The sequence below is a fragment of the Paraflavitalea soli genome (genome assembly GCF_003555545.1).
GTDB classification, from domain to species: domain Bacteria; phylum Bacteroidota; class Bacteroidia; order Chitinophagales; family Chitinophagaceae; genus Paraflavitalea; species Paraflavitalea soli.
In genome coordinates this window covers 7,910,269-7,929,854 of sequence record NZ_CP032157.1, presented here as the reverse complement: position 1 = coordinate 7,929,854, position 19,586 = coordinate 7,910,269, and the positions used below count along the sequence as shown (strand labels likewise).

Below are 19,586 nucleotides of genomic sequence, written 5' to 3'. Positions count from 1 at the left end.
GCAAGATATACTTTTATGGCATTAAAACAGGGCTGGATACGGGCAATCGTTTTTTTCATCGTTTATCTCGGTACTTATTTCCTGGTAAGCGCATTGGCGGGTGTGGTGTGGGCGCTGCAGCAGGCGCCGGGCTCCACAGGAGACCTTCTTCATAACCGGTCATTCAATCTTCTGTTGTTGCTGGTCAACGGGCTGGTATCGATCGGGTTGGCTTTTATTTTCCGGCGCTTCGTTGACCGGCAATCGATCCTCAGCATGGGTTTTCAGTGGAAGGGACGGCAACGGAGCGCCTGGGCAGGTTTCCTGCTGGGCATTATTTTATTGGGGGTAGGCTCGCTCCTACTCTACTTTACGAAACATATTGATTGGGTGGATACGCGGCTGGACAAGGGCGCTATTGGTATGGGCCTGGGAATTTTCCTGCTGACGGCATTGAGTGAGGAGATCGTATTCCGGGGCTATGTGCTCAACAACTTGCTGGGTTCGATGGATAAATGGATGGCGCTGGCTGTAGTGTCGTTGTTATTCGCTGTCATGCACCTCGGCAATGCGCACCTCAACCCGGTAGCGATACTGAACCTGGTGGCAGGCGGGGTATTGCTGGGCATCAACTATATCTTCACGCGCAACTTATGGTTTTCTATCTTCTTTCATTTCAGCTGGAATTTCTTCCAGGGCACGGTATTGGGCTATGAAGTGAGCGGACTGGACATTCAAAGCATCTGGCATATGGACCGGAAAGGGGACGATCTGCTGACGGGCGGGGCCTTTGGCTTTGAGGGGTCGGCGGTGGCTACGGGTTTGCTGGTGATGGCGATCTTATTGTGTTCGTACCGGAAATGGTGGGATGAGGTGGCGGCTTCAGGGTGAGCCGCCCTGAAAGGGCGACCCACCCTTGAGACGCCTTCGACAAGCTCAGGCTGACATACGTTAAGGCTTCGACGGTTTTTTTTAGACGCCTTCGACAGGCTCAGGCTGACATACGTTAAGGATTCGACGGGGTCTTTAAGACGCCTTCGACAGGCTCAGTCTGACATACGTTAAGGATTCGACGGGGTCTTTAAGACGCCTTCGACAGGCTCAGGCTGACATACTGCTATAAAAAAAGTCCCGCCGAAGCGGGACGGACCATCTGACTATCACTAAAAACATCAGTGATTATTTTCCTTTGGCTGCTGATCTTTTTTTGGCGGTGGTCTTAGCTGGTGGCGCTACTTCTTCGGGCGCTGCTACTACCTCACCGGGATAAACGGTTGTACTCAGGGGTATGGTCAGTTTATCAAAGATACCGGGCAGCAGGTAGGCCACGCTTTCCATGGAATTGTGGCTCACATCAATGAACTTCCAGGTTTCTCCTGCATCCAATGACTGGCCAATGAGGTAAGAAGTAATGATGGCTTTTTTGTCGTTGATGAAGGTGTTGCGCACCTTCTCCACCACGCATTGCCATTCATTGATCTCATTACGCATTTCCAGGATGCGTATGGTTTCGGGCTTTTCTTCGAGTTTGGGCTCATTGCGGAAATAAATGAGCACGACACGTTCCTTGAACTGCACAGGACCGCCGTAATACTTGATGGCAGTTGGACAGCTAAGGTCCATGAACGTTTTCCAATCCTGGTAAAAATTAGCCTTCACAATACTGTCTGCATACTTAAGGGCATTGCGGGTAGCAATAGCGGTATCAGACTCCTGGGCGCTGGCAAATTGGGTACATAACAGCAGTAAGGATCCAAGAATAGTGGTGTAAATGACTTTCATAGGGTATAAACTTTGGCGACAAAATATAAAAAAGCCCGGTAAGTTCATACCGGGCTTTTACTATAGTAAAATGCAGTTTTCTGCACAGATAATCAAGGCATTAAGGCATAATGATGCGGGAAGCGCCGCCACCGATGGAAACGAGCTCGAGGTCGAAGATGAGGTCTTCGCCGGCCAGGGGGTGGTTGGCATCGAGGATCACGCTTTCCTCTTTGATGTCGATGATAGCTACGGGGATCACCTGACCAGAACCATTGGTCATGTTGAGGCGCATGCCCAGTTCGGGTTTCATATCTTCCGGAAAATTGGCTTTGGGGAATTCCACCAGCATGCCGGGATCTTTAGGTCCATAAGCCTGGTCTACAGGTATCTGGATGGTCTTTTTTTCGCCTACGGCCATACCTGTTACGCCAGTATCAAATCCAGCGATCACAGAACCACTGCCCACTTCAAATTCGAGGGGCTCACGGCCTTCGGAAGAGTCAAATGTAGTTCCATCAGTTAAACGGCCATGGTAGTGAACTTTTACTGTGTCACCAGCTTTTACTTGTTGCATCACAAATAGTTTTATAATAAATTTTTTAAACTGCAGTTACCCCCTCATTTCTAATCGGCCAGGACAAGAAAAAAGACCGGTTACCTGGGCAAAGTAAAGGATAAAAAACCATTCGGGGACAGAATTTCGGGATGTGGGTGGGGGATTTAGGATGTAGAATTTAGGATTTAGGATGTAGGATTTAGGATGGCTGCCGCGATTTGTACAACAAGATTAAATTTGGGTTACCTGATCCTAGTTGCCAACTGCTGACTATGGGTTAATGGGGCCGGCTGATGGCAGAAAAAACTATCTTTGAGTTTCAATTACTTAAGCTGTTATTCATTGAATTGAGCACTATGAACAAATTTCTTATAGGATTGATGTCCTGCGGTATTGCGCTGAGCACGGCTGTGGAGGTTGGAGGCTGGAGTTCTGAGTTGGGAGGACAGACTCGGGAGTCGGGAGTTCCGAGGCTGGAGGCGGGAGTTGGAAGGACGGAGTCGGGAAGACCATACACTGAACCGGGTATTGTGACGGGAGCGGAACGGCTTGATCAGTACCTGCCGCGCCTGCAGGGAAAACGGGTGGCGGTCTTCGCCAACCATACCTCTGTTATCGGCAATAAAAATCTCGTGGATGTGCTGAAAGAAAAGGGGGTCAATATCACAGTGATCTTTGGCCCGGAACATGGGTTTAGGGGTACGGCAGATGCAGGTGAAAAAATCGGCAATTATACGGATGCACAAACGGGCATACCGGTGGTGTCGCTCTATGGCAGCAAACACCGTCCTTCGGCGGAAGACCTCAGTGTAGCGGATGTGCTGCTTTTTGATATCCAGGATGTAGGCACGCGTTTCTATACCTATATTTCTTCGATGCAGGAATATATGGAAGCGGCAATAGAAAACAACAAGCCGCTTATTATACTGGATCGCCCCAACCCCAATGGGTTTTATGTGGACGGACCGGTGCTGGACACAGCATTCCGGTCGTTTGTAGGCATGCAGCCGATCCCTATTGTGTATGGCCTGACGATCGGTGAATACGCCTACCTGCTGGCGGGGGAAGGATGGCTTCGCCAAAAAGTGACGGCGCCCATCAATATCGCCTCTTCGCCTGAACGGGCGGCGATGGAAAGGAGACGTGCACCCACGAGCCCCAAGGCCTTTTCGCTGACGATCATTCCCTGTCTTAATTATACGCACAAGAGCAAGTATGTGTTACCGGTGAAGCCCTCGCCCAACCTACCGGATATTCAATCGATTTACTGGTATGCATCGACCTGCTTTTTCGAAGGCACGGTATTGAGTGAGGGCAGGGGTACGAATAAACCTTTCCAGGTGTTTGGTCATCCCACGCTGCCGAAAAACCTGGTGAGCTTTACCCCACGCAGTATGCCAGGGGCTACTAATCCCAAGTTGAAAGACCAGCTTTGTTATGGATGGGACCTGAGCGGACAACCGGAGGAAGTATTGTCGAAGGTGAACAACCGGGTGCAGATCAAGTATCTGCTGGAAGCGTATCGTCAGTTTCCGGTAAAGGATTCTTTCTTCCTGAACAAAGGCAATTTCTTCAACAAGCTGGCGGGTAATAATGTGTTGATGCAACAGGTGAAGGAAGGAAAGACGGAAGCGGAGATCAGGGAGAGCTGGGAGCCGGGGTTGAGGAAGTTTAAGGAGATCAGGAAGAAGTATTTGATCTATGAGGATTTTTAGGAAGAAAGCTTCGAGCTGTGAGCTACGAGCTGCGAGCAGAAAACAACTTTGCATGCGAAGTAGCGAGGTGATGAAAAGCGACGAGGCATCAAGGCAACGAGGCAACAAGGCAAACAGGCAACGAGGAATACAATTGACAGTTTAATATGTAAACGATGAGTGACCAATTGAAAGATACAAGGATCGTATTTATGGGTACGCCGGAATTTGCGGTGGCCTCGCTGGATGCGTTGGTAAAAGCCGGCGCCCGGATAGTGGGTGTAGTAACGGCGCCGGATAAACCGGCGGGCCGGGGCATGAAAATGAATGAAAGTGCGGTGAAGAAATATGCTGTTGAAAAAGGGCTGCACCTGTTGCAACCGGCCAAACTAAAAGACCCGGGCTTCCTGGAAGAATTGCGCGGGCTGCGGGCTGACCTGCAGATAGTAGTAGCATTCCGGATGTTGCCGGAAGTAGTATGGAACATGCCGCCGCTGGGCACGGTGAACCTGCATGGTTCACTGCTGCCGCAATACCGTGGCGCGGCGCCCATCAACTGGGCGGTGATCAATGGTGAAAAAGAAACGGGGGTGACGACTTTTAAATTACAACAGGAAATAGATACGGGGCATATCCTGCTGCAGGAAAGTTTTCCCATCGGGGAAGACGATAGTGCAGGTGACGTGCATGATTATATGAAAGAGATTGGCGCCAAACTGCTGGTGAAAACGGTAGAAGGGCTGGTGGCGGGAACGATTGAAGAGCGACCTCAGGAATCGGCAATCGGCAGTCGTGAATCGGCAATCGGCAATCGGCAGTCGGCAGTCGGCAATCAGCAATCGGCAATCGGCAATCGGCAGTCGGCAGTCGGCAATGAAGATGCAACGTTACTTAAACATGCACCCAAAATATTCACGGAGACGGCTAAAATCGATTGGCAGGGAACTGCCTTTGACATTCACAACCTGATCCGCGGACTATCGCCCTTTCCCGGCGCCTTTACCTATCTGCAGGATAAGGTACTAAAGATCTACCGCTCGAAGAAAGAGATCGCGCCGCCTACTATCCCACCGGGATCGGCAGACACGAACGGGAAGACCTACCTGAAATTTGCCTGTACGGATGGGTATATCCATGTGCTGGATATTCAACTGGAAGGCAAGAAACGTATGACGATCGAGGAGTTTCTACGTGGTTACCGGTTTTGAGGGGAAAGAATACAGGATACAGCATTTAGAATATAGAATACGTTTGCTTCGATAGCAGATCTCTCACTCCGCTGCGCTGCGTTCGAGATGACAACAAAGAGTGAGTTGCAATAAAAGGAAAAGCTGCCGGGATAACCAGCAGCTTCTTTATTAGTTTATCTTGTATTCGCTCGCAGCTCGGAGCTAGCAGCTCGCAGCTTAGTATTTCACATCGACATAGAACTTACCATTCTCGGTGCCCAGTTCGGAAGCAGCGGCATCGCTGAGGCGCAGGGTGAGCCCCAGGCTTTCTTTCATTTCGGGCATCTGGCCCAGCACTTTGGCGTATACGGTTTTCTGGGTGGATGTAAAGGTTATTTTCACGATGGTCCCTACAGGCACATTGTTCATAAGTGCATAATACTTTCCATCTTTCCAGCCACTGGTGCTGCGGAAGATGCCTGCATTGCCGGTGGTGATCTTACCGGTCTCAGCATACTGGGACCTGAAATAACCGCCTTTGTGACTGGAAGACGAACCATTGTTATTATTGGTTGAAACGGTAGTAGTTGGCCCGGCAGGCGGAATAGATGCGGTGGTGGTGGTTGGCTGCGGTGTAACGGCCGGTTTTTCTACAGGTTTCTCAACAGGCTTTTCTACGGGCGGAGTCGTTGCTTTAGGCTCTTCTGTTTTCACGGTGCCGGTGGTGGTCTCTTTGGCAGTGCTTGTTGCCGGAGGATTGGTGGTACCAGCAACCGGATTGGTTGTAACGGGTGTTTCTTTCTTCACTTCTTCTTTTACAGGTTCTGGTTTTGCCAAGGGTGGCGCTGGGGTAACAGCTACTATCTTATTGACGCCGGATGCGGCAAGTGCACTTTGTCCAGTCTTTACTTTCAGGTAACCTACAATGATGGTCATGCCGGGCTTTAGCTGGTCATTGGTGATATTGTTCCATTTTTCCAGGTTGGCTACGGGTACTTTATTGTGGCTTTGGCTGATGCGGTATAACCATTCTTTTTCCTGTACGGTATGGTACAGGGGTACAAATACTTCATCGGCGGCTTTGGTACCGTTGATTGATAAATTGGTAGTGAGGGGGATCTTTAATGACTGGCCGATCGCCAGGGGTTTGTCCATGCTGGCGTTGTTGAGGGGCGCAATTTCTTTGGGGCTCACATTGTACAAACGTCCGATACTGTACCAGTTCTCCTTGGCGGCCACGGTGTGGGTGAGGTACAGGGAGGGTGATGCCCCCTGCACTTTGAGCTGCTGGGCGCCCAACATATTGGCCATGAGTACAAAAACAACAAGTAATACATTGATTTTCAACATAGACATGAATTTCATAACCGTGCAAAGATGTGGAATATTTTAATTGTTTCCGCTTTTCAATATCCTCCATGAAGAAGGATAATAATTGTTGATCCGGTTGGCCAGCATCTTTACCCAACCTAATGCAATGCCTTCGTATTTTATCAAGGTCCAACCGGTATGAGGGGCCGTTATTTTAACTTCCTCTCTCCGCAAATATTGCAGTGCTTCTTCCTTTTTTAACGATACTGCAACAGTATTTTCTGAAAGGAGGTTGCTGAGTGCCAGGGCATGGTCGGGCACCAGGCCATTACCTGCTATTTTACCAATTATTATACCGGCTTTGCGCAAGTACAGGTGATCTGCTGTGATCAGGAGGGCCTCTTCCTGTGCAACGGGAAAAGCAATGATCATATCGCCCTGCTTCCAATAATTGACGGGAGCATCGGGTTTCAACCATGGTTTAATGATCTCCACTTCTGCTTTGGAGAGCTTTTGCCATTTTGATCTTTTGGGCGGGCGTACGGTATTGGCGCTGCTGCCTTGTTTGCGGAAGCAGGCCAGGAAAAATCCTTCGCCTTTTACTTTATCGGGAAAGAAACGGTAGCCCACAGCTTTGCCGCTTTCACTGGTGACTTCTACAATGCCCCATTCTTTTTCAATGGTGAGGGGTAAGCTTTCCGCCTCCAATTCCTGCAGCAACCAATCCATTATCTCTTCGTCTTCCTCTTTGGAATAGGAACAGGTAGAATAGATGAGTGTGCCTCCTTCTTTCAGGGTAGCCCAGCTATCGGCGAGAATGCGTTGCTGACGCTGTGTGCAAAGCTGTACGTTGTGCTCACTCCATTCTGTGATGGCGGCTTCATCGCGCCGGAACAGGCCGCTGCCACTGCAGGGCGCATCAATGACCAATACATCGAAAAAGTTTTCGAGGCGGGCAAAGTGAGCGGGATCGTTGTTGGTGACGATCACGTTGGCGGCTCCCCACTTGGTGAGGTTTTCTTCCAGGATAGCTGCGCGTGATTTGATCACATCATTGCTCAGGAGTAAACTACCGGGGCTAATGAGTGACTGGATGAGGGTGGACTTTCCGCCGGGTGCTGCGCAGAGGTCCAATACCCGGATATTTTGGGTGAGGTCGGTTGTTTGTTTTAATGCCTGTTCCAGGAACATGCTGCTGGCTTCCTGCACATAGTATAATCCTCCATGAAAGGCAGGATCGAAGGTGAAGGAAGGACGTTGGGTAAGGTAGAAGCCGTGGGAGGTCCAGGGAATCGGCAATCGTGAATCGGCAATCGGCAATGGGTTGCTGGTATTTGAAGATCCCTGATTATCCGTCGGTTCATTGGCGATTGCTCCTGCCTCCTGGTGGAACCGATTGCCAGTCCGCAGTGGGTTGAAGCGGATGGAGGTCACCTGCTCTCCTGAGTTGTGCACTGCTATGAATGATTCACGGTCGTAGCCTTTTATGCCTTCCAGTGAATCCAGTAAAGCCTGTGGTAAAGTCAAATTGAAATAGAATTAATCGGCAAATTTACGGCTGAAAAATTAAATGTCGATCCCGGAGGCTGGTTTCCTAAACCGAATGCCCCGTGCCTTTATGCCTTGCTGTCTCTTTGCCTTCTTTACAAATTCTTGATCTCGGCAATCAGGTCCTGCAATACTTTTTTGGCATCGCCAAAGAGCATGGAGGTTTTGGGCTGGAAGAAGAGATCGTTTTCGATGCCGGCATAACCGGGCTTCATGGAACGTTTGTTGACGATCACATTTTTGGCCAGTTCGACATCGAGAATGGGCATACCATATATGGGAGAAGATGGATCGGTTTTGGCCGCAGGATTCACCACATCATTGGCACCCAGGATGAGGACGACATCGGTGGTAGGAAACTCTTCATTGGCCTGTTCCATTTCCTGCAGCTTGTCGTAACTCACATCGGCCTCGGCCAGAAGCACATTCATGTGGCCGGGCATACGGCCAGCCACGGGGTGGATGGCATATTTCACATCTACACCTTTGCTTTCGAGTAACTTTTCCAATTCATGACAGGCATGCTGGGCCTGGGCCACGGCCAACCCGTACCCGGGTACGATCATCACTTTGTGGGCATAACTCATGATCACAGCAGTATCGCTGAGGGATATTTCTTTGTAAGCGCCTTGTTCTTTGCTGCCGCCGGCGCCGGCGGGCTTATTGCCTCCACCGAATGAGCCGATCAATACATTGAGCAGGGAACGGTTCATGGCCTTACACATCAAGATGGTGAGCAAAGTACCCGCCGCCCCAACGAGGATACCACCGGTAAGCATTACCTTATTATCATACAGGAAACCACCGCAGGCTGCGGCCACGCCTGTAAAAGAATTGAGCAGGGAGATCACCACAGGCATATCGGCCCCTCCAATGGGCATTACAAACAACACGCCGTATAAAAGGGACAATGCGAGTACGCCATAAAAAAGGAGGGATATACCCGTAATGTTCAGGGGCACTTCAGGTGCATCGTCGGTAGAACCTACACTTATCTTGATCCTGTAAATGATATAGGTTGATAAGGCCAGGATGGTGACGAGGATGACCTGGTTGACAATGTGCTGTCCTTTGAAAGCAAAATCTTTGATCTTCCCATTGAGCTTGCCCCAGGCGATCATACTGCCTGCAAAAGAAACAGACCCAATGATGAGTCCGGCGAAGATGGTGATCAATACACCTGTTTGTACACCGAGAGAAAGTACGGCATCGTCTATCTGGTCACCCGCTTCATACGCTTCCTGGATGGAATTTTTGAAACCGGCATGTGCGTAATGGCCAAATTCAATAATGGAGATCAGGGCGGCACAGGCGCCACCCATACCATTGAAGAGGCTCACCATTTCGGGCATGGCGGTCATCTTTACTTTTTTGGCAGCCAGGGTACCAATGATACCTCCAATGATCAAGCCACCAAATATCCAAAGGTAGTTGTGCAATTTTTCGCCTGAATCCTCATCGCGGTACAGGAAGATGGTGCCGATGATGGCTATTGTCATGCCTACGGCGGCTATGAGGTTACCCCTGCGCGCGGTGGCCGGATTAGACAACATTTTAAGACCAATAATAAAAGTTACTGAACCAATCAGGTAACACAAGGTGAGTATACTGAATTCCATAGCGTATAGTTCGTTATTTCCTTGGAAAACGGTGAGCCGCCTTTGGAAGGCGACCCACCATTTTTTATTTCTTCTTTGACTTGAACATTTCCAGCATCCGGTCGGTGACCACAAATCCGCCTACTACATTAAGGGTGCCCAATATCACGGCCAGGAAGCCGAGGATGAGGGCCACATAATTATCGCTCTCGGCTTTGCCCATGACGATGATGGCGCCAATGATGACCACGCCATGGATGGCATTGGCGCCACTCATAAGTGGTGTGTGCAACACACTGGGTACGCGGCCAATTACTTCAATGCCTACAAAGATCATGAGGATAACGATGTAGATGATCTGTTGACTATCGGAGAGCCATTTGAGCACTGCTTCCATAATACTGTTTTGAGTTTTGGGTTTGGTGTTTCGGGTTCTTTAGACTTAGCTCGTTAATAAAAAACAAGGAACTCTAGCACCCACCCTTTTCTTAAATATCGGTCGTTAAAATTTAGTCAGTCTGATAAGTTGCGGAGCAACACGAAACCTTACACACGACACCCGCAACTATGTATTCTTTACGCGCTCATTCACTACTTCGCCGTTGTGGGTGATACAGGCGCCCTTTACCAGGTCGTCGTCCCAATTGAGGTGGATGGCGCCTTCCTTATTGATGATAAGTTGTAAAAAGTTCAGGATGTTCTTACCGTATAGCTTGCTGGAATCGGAGGGCATGGTGGCAGGCAGGTTGCTGTTGCCAATGATGCGCACGCCATTGTATGCTACGGTCTCATTGTTCTTTGTAAAAGGTGTGTTGCCCCCGGTAGCAGCAGCCAGGTCAACGATCACGGATCCATTGCGCATATTAGCGAGCATGGGTTCGGTGATAAGTATGGGGGCTTTCTTACCCGGTATTTGTGCGGTAGTAACAATGATATCGGCCTTGGCAATGCTTTCGGTGATCTTCTGCTGCTGGCGTTGTTTGTATTCCTCGCTTTGTTCTACAGCATATCCGCCGGCTTTGGATGCATCGGCAGCGCCTTCGACTTCTACAAACTTAGCCCCGAGGCTCATCACCTCTTCCTTTACGGCCGGGCGTGTATCAAATACTTCTACCACTGCGCCCAGGCGGCGTGCGGTGGCAATGGCCTGCAAACCTGCTACGCCTGCACCGAGGATCAATATTTTGGCAGGTGCAATACTTCCGGCAGCGGTCATGAACATGGGGAAATAACGACCATAGCTGTTGGCGGCCAGCAATACGGCTTTGTAGCCTGCTATATTGGCCTGGGAGCTGAGGACATCCATGCTTTGGGCCCGGGTGGTGCGGGGCAGCATATCGAGGCTAAAGGCGGTCACTCCCTGCTTAGCCCAATCCTGCATGAGGGCGGTATGAAATAAAGGCTGGTAAACGCCGATGATTATTTTGGAAGAAAGGGAACCGGCTTCGGGAAACTGGTGAATGGCAAGGATCATATCGGAGGATTGCAATAGCTCCTGCCTGTTCCTGATCTGGGCGCCTGCTTTTGTATATTCCTGGTCGTTGCTGTACGCTGTTTCGCCTGCCCCCTGCTCTACCAGTACTGTAATGCCTTTTTTGGTGAGCGTAGCTACCGCTTCGGGTAACAGGGATACGCGTGTTTCGGCTGATGATTCTTTTAAAATTCCGATCGTCATACCCATTGATTATTCATTCAAGGTAAGGAAAAATGGGAGAAGAATACAGAATACAGAAGACAGAATTCAGAATCCAGGATTGGGAACAAGAAATTAGCTTTTAGCAGTTAGCTTTTAGGCCTTATCAGTTGGCTGTGGATTTTAGCTAAAAGCCAATACCTAACCGCTAACGTCTAAAAAAATGGTCCATACTCCATTACGGCGCATGAACCAATCTTTATAGTTTATTCTTATCGTTTTCTTAATAAGCCTGGGCAAAAAGCACCCTTTGTTTGCTGGGCTTACCGCTCAACACACAAACGCCTTCTTCCTGTGCATTGTCGAGGGGAATGCAACGAATGGTGGCTTTGGTTTGTTCCTTGATCTTTTCTTCTGTTTCGGCTGTACCATCCCAATGGGCAGAAACGAAACCGCCTTTCTCATTCAACACCTTTACGAACTCGTCCCAGGAATTGACCCTGGTGATGTGCTCATCGCGGTAGGCCAGGGCTTTGTTGTAAATGGCCTGCTGAATTTCATCGAGCAGCGCAATGACACGGGCGGCCAAACCATCGAGTGATACGCTGGTCTTTTCGCGGGTATCGCGGCGGGCCAGTTCGGCCACATTGTTCTCAATATCGCGGGCGCCGATGGCAATGCGTACGGGCACGCCTTTCATTTCATATTCGGCAAACTTCCAGCCCGGGCGGGTATTGTCGTTGTCATCAAATTTTACACGGATACCGGCAGCTTTCAGTTCTGCGGCCAGGGCTTTGGCTTTTGCGTCGATCACAGGTTTACTTTCCTCGCCTTTATAAATGGGCACGATCACTACCTGGTGGGGAGCGATCTTTGGCGGCAGGATCAATCCTTCATCATCGCTGTGGGCCATTACGAGGGCTCCGATCAGGCGGGTACTTACGCCCCAGCTGGTAGCCCATACGTAATCGAGTTTATTTTCTTTATCAGAGAATTTCACTTCAAAGGCTTTGGCAAAGTTCTGTCCGAGGAAGTGGGAAGTGCCAGCCTGGAGGGCTTTACCATCCTGCATGAGGGCTTCGATGCAATAGGTTTCCACGGCGCCGGCAAAACGTTCGCTTTCTGTTTTCAATCCTTTGATCACGGGCAGGGCCATCCAGTTCTCCACAAAATCGGCATATACATGGAGCATTTGTTCTGCTTCTGCCACGGCTTCTTTGGCGGTGGCGTGGGCGGTATGGCCTTCCTGCCACAGGAATTCGGCGGTACGCAGGAAAAGGCGGGTACGCATTTCCCAACGCACGACATTGGCCCACTGGTTGATGAGAATGGGCAGGTCGCGGTAGCTCTGTATCCAGTTCTTATAGGTATTCCAGATGATGGCCTCGCTGGTAGGACGCACCACGAGTTCTTCTTCCAGTTTGGCTTCGGGGTCTACAATCAATTTGCCTTTATGGGCAGGATCGCCTTTCAGGCGGTAATGGGTAACCACGGCGCATTCTTTGGCAAAACCTTCCGCATTCTTTTCTTCGGCCTCAAAGAGGCTTTTGGGAATAAAAATGGGGAAATAGGCATTGACATGGCCGGTGTCCTTGAACATTTTGTCGAGGGCATCGCGCATGTTTTCCCAGAGGGCAAACCCATAGGGTTTTATTACCATACAACCGCGTACAGCGGAATAGTCGGCCAGGCTGCCTTTGATGACGAGGTCATTGTACCATTGCGAATAATCTGCACTTCTGCTGGTGATCTCTTTGCTCATTTTTTACGATATTAATCACAGGCGGTTTTACCGGTCGATCGGGAAAGCCGATCCATCGACCAAAATTGCCGATTTAAGGCTGATTTTCATGGTCAACTTTAACATTCCGGCCACATTTTTTAATGGAATTGGCCGCCTTTTTATTGTAATTTTATTCAGAAAGAACGCAAAAGTAGCAACTTCGCATCGTAAAACATTAAAATCGCACTAATCATGTCCCGACTTCTACTTTTCACTGCTATTGCAGTAACCGCTTTCTCCAGCTGTTCGGTTTCCCGGACCGGGCAAACGAAAACGCCGGATGATGTGTACTATTCACCAGCCCGTGATGGTGCCGCCTATGTAGAGACGGAAAAGAAGCGGGATGGTTATCGCAACGAGGAATACTATACCAATTCATCGGATGACCGCTGGCTGCGTATGCGGGTGCGGGATCGCTACCGCTGGAGCGCTTTTGATGATTATGACTGGAATGACTATCGCTACAGCAACTGGAATATGGGCTACGGCTATGCGGGTTACAATCCTTATTACTACAATAATTTCAATAGTTATTTCAACAGTTATTATGCGTGGAACAGTTTTTACAATCCTTACTGTCCCGGCATCATCATTGTGAATCCGAAGGGCAATGTACCTGTGTATACGGCGGTACGCAATTTCAACCTGAGCCGGTATACCAACAACAATTACAACAATAGCAACCGTCCGCTCAGCAATTCTAAAATGAGTAACCTGCGGTATGGCGCTCCCAGCTATAACAACAGCAATACGCGCACGGGTACCAGCCTTGGCAGCAGCATCCGGAAGGTATTTTCCAATGAAAGCGGCAGCGGCCGGAATACGTATTATTCACCGGGCTCTTCCAACGACCGGCCTACGCGGACCTATACGCCTGATAACTCCTCCTCTTCACGCAGTTATACACCCTCATCCTCCAGCAGCAGCTCTTCTTCTGGCAGCAGCGGTGGAAGCAGTGGCGGCGGAGGCGGTGGCGGCGTTAGCAGACCCAGCCGTGGTAACTAACATAGCAAAATACTATGAGAGGAAACAGGATTTAAGATGTCTTGAATTTTGATTCCTCTTTTTTTATACTTCCCCGATCATTTTGAATATAAACACATGAACAGAAAACTTTACCTGATCGCCGTATTACTTGCCGGACAGCAGGCGATGGCCCAGATACCGGAAGATGCCTTGCGCATGAGTTGGAATGTACCACAAGGTTCGGCCCGCAGCCAGGCTATTGGAGGCGCTATGGGCGCCCTGGGAGGCGAGATCACCAACCTGTGGGTAAATCCTGCAGGCCTGGGTTTTTATAAGACCAGTGAGCTTGTATTGAGCCCTGGGTTCACGATGGCTAAAAGTAAAGGCAGTTTCCGGGAAACGGATGCCAGTGCGGATGGCCTCAACCGTTTTAACCTGGGCGCTTCGGGATTTGTATTTGGCTGGGGTGATAAGTACAGTAAGTGGTCGAGCAAGGCCTTCAGTATTGGTGTAAACCGCACGGCCAATTTTGCCGGCAGCTATTATTATAAAGGGACGAATGATTACAGCTCCTTTACGGAACCACTGGCCAATGAGTTTTTCAATTATTATACGAACCAGCGCCACAACAATCCTTCTCTGACGGATGAGCAGATCATCAATAATGCCATCGACGACCGTTCTGTGTCGGTGCTCACGAGGATGTCGTTGTACACTTACCTGGTAGATGTAGAAAAGGGGCCGAATGGGCAGGGAACGGTATTCTCCCGTGCAGAAGATGTAGGGATCGTGAACCAGGAGAAACAGATCACGACGAAAGGAGGTATCACGGAGATAGCGCTGGGCTTTGCCTCGAATATGGACGATAAACTGTATATCGGTGGTAGTGTGGGTATACCGATCGTGAACTATCAGCGCAACAGCACTTTTACGGAATCAGATGCTTCTAAAGTTCTGAATGATTTTAATTATTCCAGGTATACGGAAGAATTTACTTCCAAAGGGGTTGGTATCAATGCCAAGCTGGGGGTGATCTTCAAACCTGTAGAAAGATTGCGGATCGGGGTAGCTGTACATAGCCCTAGTTTGTATGCGCTGAAAGACAAGACATCCAGTAAAATGGTAACGGACGTAGAGGACCTGTTTCCGGGCAAACCTGGATTAGACAGCATCCAATCCCCGATCTTATTCGATGCCAAGAAAGATCCTGAATTCAAGTACGACCTGGTATCGCCCTGGAAATTCATGGTGAGCGGTTCGTATGTATTGAATGAAGTAGAGGATATCTCCCGTCAAAAGGGATTCATTTCTGCAGATATTGAATATGTAACGTATGGCAGCTCCAGATTCAATGAAGCAGAAGACAACGGGGAAGGAGAATATTTCAAGCAGGTAACAGAGGCGGTGAAAAAATCCTATAAAGGCGCGCTGAACTTCCGGGTGGGTGGCGAGCTGAAGTTCAATACGATCATGACAAGGCTTGGATTTGCTTATTATGGCAACCCTTATGAAGACAAAGAACTGAAGGCGCATAAAATGAACCTGAGTGGCGGCCTGGGTTATCGTGATCATGGGATCTTTATTGATGTGACGTATGTACACAGTCTGAACAAGGATAGTGACTTCCCTTACCGGGTGGATGCGCCACGGGCGAATACCTACGCTACGATCAAAGACCAGAGCAGCAATATTATGCTGACGTTTGGGATCAAGCTGTAACGGCAGTCGGCAATCGTGAATCGGCAATCGTGAATCGGCAATCCTTTGCTTCGATAGCGGATTTCTCACTACGCTGTGCTTCGTTCGAAATGACAATGGAAGAATGCGCTTCGTTCGAAATGAAAGAAAGAATGCGGTTCGTTCGATGACAAAAGAAGAATGCGCTCCGTTCGAGATGACAAGGAAGAGCGAGATGACAAAGAAGAGAGAATAAGAAATACTTTATTGAGATCGAAATAATAAACCCCGCCTGAAAAGGCGGGGTTTGTTTTCAAGGTTCTTTTAAAAACCTTAACCCTTCACTTTAAAGTCCTCACAGGGGATCTCTACGGATTGCCGGGATTCGCTCCCGGCTGGTTGTTTGGCATTACAAAAGTCGGTTATCTTATTAGAATAATTTCACATCCAAATCACCTTCTATACCTAATATTAACAAAATTTACGTTTGGCTAAGTATTACTTCTTAGCTGTTGCCATTCTGCTCCTGAAGTGGCCCGGTTTTCAGGCTCCAGCCATTACTGACTGGCAATAATCCAGGATGGCGGCATCGTTGGTGGGAGAAAACCATTGTATGTCAATGCTTTTGCGAAACCAGGTCATTTGTCTTTTTGCGTAATGGCGGGTGTTGGTCTTGATCGCCTCCACGGCCTCCGGAAGGGTACAATTACCGTCCAGGTATTGAAACAACTCATTGTATCCCACGGTTTGAAGTGCATTGAGGTGGCGCCAGGGCAGCAAGGACTGTACTTCTTCCAACAATCCCTCCTGCATCATATTTTCTACGCGCTGGTTGATGTTGCGGTGTAAATCTTCTTTGGGCAATTCGAGTCCAATTTTAACAATACGGAACGGTCTTATTGCCTTTTTGCCCTGCTGGAAAGTACGGATTGACTGACCGGTGACCAGTTTCACCTCCAATGCCCTCAGGAGGCGGTGAGGATTCTGAATTTCCCCTGTACTGTAATAGAGGGGATCCTGCTCGGCCACCTCCTGTTGAAGCCAGGCAAGGCCCTGCTGCTGAAACTCCTTTGTGATGCGCTCGCGCACTTCGAGGGAAACGGGGGGTATATCATCCAGGCCCTCACAAAAAGCCTTTACATAGAGCCCTGTGCCCCCTGTCATAACAGCCACCGCCCGCTGCCCGTACAGGTAGTTAACGGACTGTAGCGCATATTGTTCAAACAGGGCTGCATTGACCTCCTGGTGTATGGAATGGGAGTTGATAAAATAATGGTGTACGCGGGCGAGTTCTTCTACGGAGGGCTTCGCCACGCCAATGGTCATTTCGCGGTAGCACTGCCGGGAATCGGCCGAAATGATGGCCGTATTAAAATGCTCAGCCATACGAATAGCGAGGGCTGTTTTACCCACGGCGGTAGGACCCACGATGACTATACAAGTATGCTGCATGGCTGATTTTCCTTTTCAGGAAGACGCCTTCGTCAGGCTACTTTAGACGGCTTCGACAGGCTCAGCCTGACAAGTGATCTAACCTGACTAAGACGTGTGTTAACAAAAAAGAGGTGACCTCCTCATTATGGGCATCACCTCCTATATACATTCCGGGAATCTTTTAAATCTCTTCGTCTTTGCCGCCATCGTCGTCTGCTCCTTCTTCTGCCCCTTCTTCTTCACCCAGTCCATCATCATCTCCTTCGGTACTGAATCCTTCTGCGCCGGCCTTCAGGTCATATTTTTCTTCTACTTCTGTGAGTTTATCGCCCACGAGTCCTTTGGTCCCATATTGTGAAGGGGCAATGCCTTCGGTCTTTACGACAACGGGATAATCGAGTTTCGCATTTTCTTCTTTGGATACATTGATGAGCTCCACCATGAAACTCCAACCTTTCACAAAATCGTAAGTGTAAATAAACTTTTGGTTGGGATCACGGATCTCTGATCCGATGGTGGTTTCCTCCATGAGCAGGGGGGCCACTTTATAGGCCTTGTCGTATTTGGCCAGGCTGATCTCCCTTCCGCGTTGCCAGTTGTCGTTGCTGCGGTAGAAAGTAGCCTGATGTTTGCTGTCAAACTCATATGCTTTCAGGATGATCTGGTGCAGCTGTAAAAACGATTGGGTATGTTTTACGGCTACATCGCGATAAATGCTATCGTCTTCCTCAAAATATATCCTGAATTTTAATACAGCCATGTTGTTACGTGTTTCTGGTTTTTGGTTTTCTGGTTTTATCACCGGATAATCTTTGCAGTCTACTGTTCCAAAAGTAGTGTAATTCTGCTAAACTCTTTTTTTCGCACAACTATCATACCAGCAAAGCATTTTCCACATGGTATTTATATGACAGGTTTTAGTCCCAATTCGTCCGCTGTTTTCAGCATAAAATCATAAGCAGCGTCATAATTATTGTCAATTTTTCCATCCAGGATGGCCTCCCGGATAGCATTTTTAATATCGCCCACCTGTTTACAGGGTGTCAGGCCAAATATTTCCATGACCATTTCACCGGTAATGGGTGGCTGCCAATTGCGAATACGGTCTTTTTCCTCTACTTCGTGCAGGCGCAGTTTGACCAATTCGAAATTTTCGAGGTAACGTTTTACCTTTTGTTTGTTTTTGGAGGTAATGTCGGCGCTGCACAACATCATGAGTGCTTCGATATCATCGCCTGCATCAAACAGCAGGCGGCGGATAGCTGAATCGGTAATATCCTCTTTGGTTAAACTAATGGGACGCAAATGCAGTTCAACGAGCTTGCGTACAAAACGCATTTTCTCGTTTTGGGGGAGCTTTAGCCGGGCGAAGATCCGGGGCACCATGCGGCCTCCCACTACTTCGTGGCCATGGAAGGTCCAGCCATGACCGGCCTCAAATTTTTTAGTGGGGGGCTTGCCGATATCGTGCAATAATGCTGCCCAACGCAACCAGAGATCGTTGGTATGCCGGCTAATGTTATCGACTACCTGGAGGGTATGGTAAAAATTATCCTTGTGTCCCAATCCGTCAACAAATTCAGCTCCCACCAGGTCGATCATTTGGGGGAAAATAATGTGCAATAAACCGGCCTTGTACAACAGGTCGAAGCCCACAGAGGGTTTATTGCTGAGTAATATTTTGTTCAATTCATCGGTGATGCGTTCCTGGGAAATTATGCGGATACGTTCTACATTGTCTTTGATGGCCTGGAATACAGGGGGATGGATGGTAAAACCAAGTTGCGCTGCAAACCGAATGGCCCGCATCATGCGCAGGGGATCATCACTAAAGGTTTGTAATGGATCGAGAGGTGTGCGGATGAGCTTGTTTTCCAGGTCTTTTATCCCGTTAAAAGGATCTACCAGGGTGCCAAAATCGGCTTTATTCAGACTAATGGCCATGGCATTGATCGTAAAATCACGACGATCCTGGTCGTCCTTGATGGTGCCAGGCAATACTTCGGGATTGCGGCTATGGTAGCGGTAACTTTCTTTGCGGGCACCTACGAATTCGATCTCGAAGGCGGCCTCTCCCCCGCCCTCTTTCCTGAAGGAGGGTGGAGCAGATCCGTCTTCAGCCGGTGAATCATCTCCTCTTTCAGCCAGTGGATCGTCTCCCTTTTCCGAAATGCCCAATTCTTCTATATCCTGGTGGTCATAAAAATCTTTCAATTTGATCTGTGCGGTACCGTAGGTCTTGAAAAAAGCGACAGGGGGGCGGGGGTTGAAGCGGTCGGCCACGCGATTGGCGAGTTCGATACCATCGCCTACGCATACAATATCGGCATCCTTGGTATTGCGGCCAATCAATTTGTCGCGTACGAAGCCACCGATGATCCAGGCTTCTATGCCCAGGTCGGCTGCAGCATGGCCAATTTTATTAAAAACAAATAATTCCTTATCGGTACACCGGATATCCATGGGGCAAATGT

Annotated in this window: 16 protein-coding genes; 5 read left to right on the top strand and 11 right to left on the bottom strand. The window is 49.0% G+C overall.

The features are described 5' to 3' along the window. Window positions 1-15 precede the first annotated feature (15 nt). Complete coding sequence (locus tag D3H65_RS30510) at window positions 16-870, top strand: CPBP family intramembrane glutamic endopeptidase (protein WP_119053936.1); 855 nt, start codon at window positions 16-18, stop codon at window positions 868-870. Between the two features lie 288 nt (window positions 871-1,158). Here D3H65_RS30510 and D3H65_RS30505 read toward each other — a convergent pair whose 3' ends face one another. After that, complete coding sequence (locus tag D3H65_RS30505) at window positions 1,159-1,761, bottom strand: hypothetical protein (RefSeq protein ID WP_119053935.1); 603 nt, start codon at window positions 1,759-1,761, stop codon at window positions 1,159-1,161. A 100-nt stretch (window positions 1,762-1,861) separates the two neighbouring features. Next, window positions 1,862-2,317: an FKBP-type peptidyl-prolyl cis-trans isomerase gene (locus D3H65_RS30500; RefSeq protein WP_119053934.1), complete on the bottom strand. Its 456-nt coding sequence runs from the start codon at window positions 2,315-2,317 to the stop codon at window positions 1,862-1,864. A 338-nt stretch (window positions 2,318-2,655) separates the two neighbouring features. On the opposite strand from D3H65_RS30500, the gene D3H65_RS30495 reads away from it, so the two are divergent. Both D3H65_RS30495 and D3H65_RS30490 read left to right on the top strand, forming a co-directional pair. Continuing rightward, on the top strand, window positions 2,656-4,014 hold the full coding sequence (locus D3H65_RS30495; RefSeq protein WP_245999628.1) for an exo-beta-N-acetylmuramidase NamZ family protein: 1,359 nt from the start codon (window positions 2,656-2,658) through the stop codon (window positions 4,012-4,014). A gap of 155 nt (window positions 4,015-4,169) precedes the next feature. Further along, complete coding sequence (locus D3H65_RS30490; RefSeq protein WP_119053933.1) at window positions 4,170-5,201, top strand: methionyl-tRNA formyltransferase; 1,032 nt, start codon at window positions 4,170-4,172, stop codon at window positions 5,199-5,201. Between the two features lie 198 nt (window positions 5,202-5,399). Here D3H65_RS30490 and D3H65_RS30485 read toward each other — a convergent pair whose 3' ends face one another. From D3H65_RS30485 to proS, 6 genes are all read right to left on the bottom strand, one after another. After that, window positions 5,400-6,512: a LysM peptidoglycan-binding domain-containing protein gene (locus tag D3H65_RS30485; RefSeq protein ID WP_162915887.1), complete on the bottom strand. Its 1,113-nt coding sequence runs from the start codon at window positions 6,510-6,512 to the stop codon at window positions 5,400-5,402. Window positions 6,513-6,551: 39 nt separating this feature from the next. Beyond that, a complete protein-coding gene (locus D3H65_RS30480) occupies window positions 6,552-8,000 on the bottom strand; it encodes a methyltransferase RsmF C-terminal domain-like protein (protein ID WP_119053931.1) in 1,449 nt (482 codons plus the stop codon). 116 nt (window positions 8,001-8,116) lie between these two features. Further along, complete coding sequence (locus D3H65_RS30475; RefSeq protein WP_119053930.1) at window positions 8,117-9,640, bottom strand: NAD(P)(+) transhydrogenase (Re/Si-specific) subunit beta; 1,524 nt, start codon at window positions 9,638-9,640, stop codon at window positions 8,117-8,119. A 64-nt stretch (window positions 9,641-9,704) separates the two neighbouring features. Beyond that, on the bottom strand, window positions 9,705-10,016 hold the full coding sequence (locus D3H65_RS30470) for an NAD(P) transhydrogenase subunit alpha (RefSeq protein ID WP_119053929.1): 312 nt from the start codon (window positions 10,014-10,016) through the stop codon (window positions 9,705-9,707). 168 nt (window positions 10,017-10,184) lie between these two features. Next, complete coding sequence (locus D3H65_RS30465) at window positions 10,185-11,294, bottom strand: Re/Si-specific NAD(P)(+) transhydrogenase subunit alpha (RefSeq protein ID WP_119054712.1); 1,110 nt, start codon at window positions 11,292-11,294, stop codon at window positions 10,185-10,187. A gap of 241 nt (window positions 11,295-11,535) precedes the next feature. After that, window positions 11,536-13,014, bottom strand: a complete 1,479-nt coding sequence (gene proS / locus D3H65_RS30460; protein WP_119053928.1) for a proline--tRNA ligase — start codon at window positions 13,012-13,014, stop codon at window positions 11,536-11,538. 213 nt (window positions 13,015-13,227) lie between these two features. Here proS and D3H65_RS30455 point away from each other — a divergent pair, with 213 nt between their 5' ends. Together D3H65_RS30455 and D3H65_RS30450 are read left to right on the top strand one after the other, a co-directional pair. Beyond that, a complete protein-coding gene (locus D3H65_RS30455; protein ID WP_119053927.1) occupies window positions 13,228-14,040 on the top strand; it encodes a hypothetical protein in 813 nt (270 codons plus the stop codon). Between the two features lie 96 nt (window positions 14,041-14,136). Then, the gene (locus D3H65_RS30450) at window positions 14,137-15,720 is read left to right on the top strand and encodes an OmpP1/FadL family transporter (RefSeq protein WP_119053926.1); all 1,584 of its coding nucleotides are present in this window, start codon (window positions 14,137-14,139) and stop codon (window positions 15,718-15,720) included. Window positions 15,721-16,221: 501 nt separating this feature from the next. On the opposite strand, the gene miaA is transcribed toward D3H65_RS30450, so the two are convergent. From miaA to D3H65_RS30435, 3 genes are all read right to left on the bottom strand, one after another. Further along, window positions 16,222-17,130 (bottom strand): tRNA (adenosine(37)-N6)-dimethylallyltransferase MiaA, encoded by a 909-nt coding sequence (gene miaA, locus D3H65_RS30445; RefSeq protein ID WP_119053925.1) that lies wholly within the window; start codon window positions 17,128-17,130, stop codon window positions 16,222-16,224. Window positions 17,131-17,293: 163 nt separating this feature from the next. Continuing rightward, window positions 17,294-17,872 (bottom strand): IS1096 element passenger TnpR family protein, encoded by a 579-nt coding sequence (locus D3H65_RS30440; protein ID WP_119053924.1) that lies wholly within the window; start codon window positions 17,870-17,872, stop codon window positions 17,294-17,296. Window positions 17,873-18,015: 143 nt separating this feature from the next. Further along, entirely contained in the window at window positions 18,016-19,575 is a 1,560-nt protein-coding gene (locus tag D3H65_RS30435) for a CCA tRNA nucleotidyltransferase (RefSeq protein ID WP_119053923.1), read from the bottom strand. Window positions 19,576-19,586: the final 11 nt, after the last annotated feature.